The organism is Streptococcus sp. GMD1S, assembly GCF_000296875.1.
Taxonomy (GTDB): Bacteria; Bacillota; Bacilli; order Lactobacillales; family Streptococcaceae; genus Streptococcus.
Genome location: NZ_AJQY01000393.1, coordinates 1 through 808, shown reverse-complemented (window position 1 = coordinate 808; position 808 = coordinate 1). Strand labels below are relative to the sequence as shown.

General features: G+C 38.7%; 1 protein-coding gene and 1 pseudogene. Both read left to right on the top strand.

Annotated elements, in window-relative coordinates; all coding sequences use genetic code 11:
• Positions 1–171, top strand: a pseudogene (gene pheS / locus GMD1S_RS12055) (phenylalanine--tRNA ligase subunit alpha); the annotation flags it as partial.
• Positions 171–680, top strand: a complete 510-nt coding sequence (locus GMD1S_RS10580; protein WP_000619930.1) for a GNAT family N-acetyltransferase — start codon at positions 171–173, stop codon at positions 678–680. The pseudogene pheS and the gene GMD1S_RS10580, both read left to right, overlap by 1 nt.
• Positions 681–808 lie beyond the last annotated feature (128 nt).

Sequence of the window (808 nt, the reverse complement as noted above, 5' to 3'; positions counted from 1 at the left end):
GCCGGTATGGTTCACCCACGTGTCCTTGAAATGAGTGGAATCGATGCGACTGTTTATTCTGGATTTGCCTTTGGTCTTGGACAAGAGCGTGTCGCTATGCTCCGCTACGGAATCAATGATATCCGTGGGTTCTACCAAGGCGATGTCCGCTTCTCAGAACAGTTTAAATAATGATTAGAAAAGTAGAAAAGGCAGATATTGGGGCGTTGTCCAAAATTGCCAAACAAACCTTTCGTGAAACATTTGCTCATGATAATACGGAAGAGCAGTTACAGGAATACTTTGAAAAGACTTATAGTCTCAGAGTTTTGTCAACTGAGTTGGAAAATCCAGATTCCGAAACCTATTTCATTATGCATGAAGAGGAGATAGCTGGTTTTCTCAAAGTCAACTGGGGAAGTGCTCAGACTGAGAGAAAATTAGAGGATGCTTTTGAAATTCAACGCCTCTATGTGCTACAAAAATTCCAAGGATTTGGACTAGGTAAGCAACTGTTTGAATTCGCTCTTGAACTTGCTACCAAAAATAGTTTTTCCTGGGCTTGGTTAGGTGTTTGGGAGCATAATACAAAAGCTCAAGCGTTTTATAACCGATATGGTTTTGAGAAATTTAGCCAACATAGTTTTATGGTTGGTCAAAAAGTAGATACAGATTGGTTACTGAAAAAGAAATTAAGGTAAGAAGAGGATTCTTCTATTGAAATGATAGGAAAGGAAAAGAACTAGAGTGGCAACTGTCATTCTGGAGAACTAAATTATGCTTGTATCTTATAAATGGTTAAAAGAATTGGTGGACATTGATGTGCCAT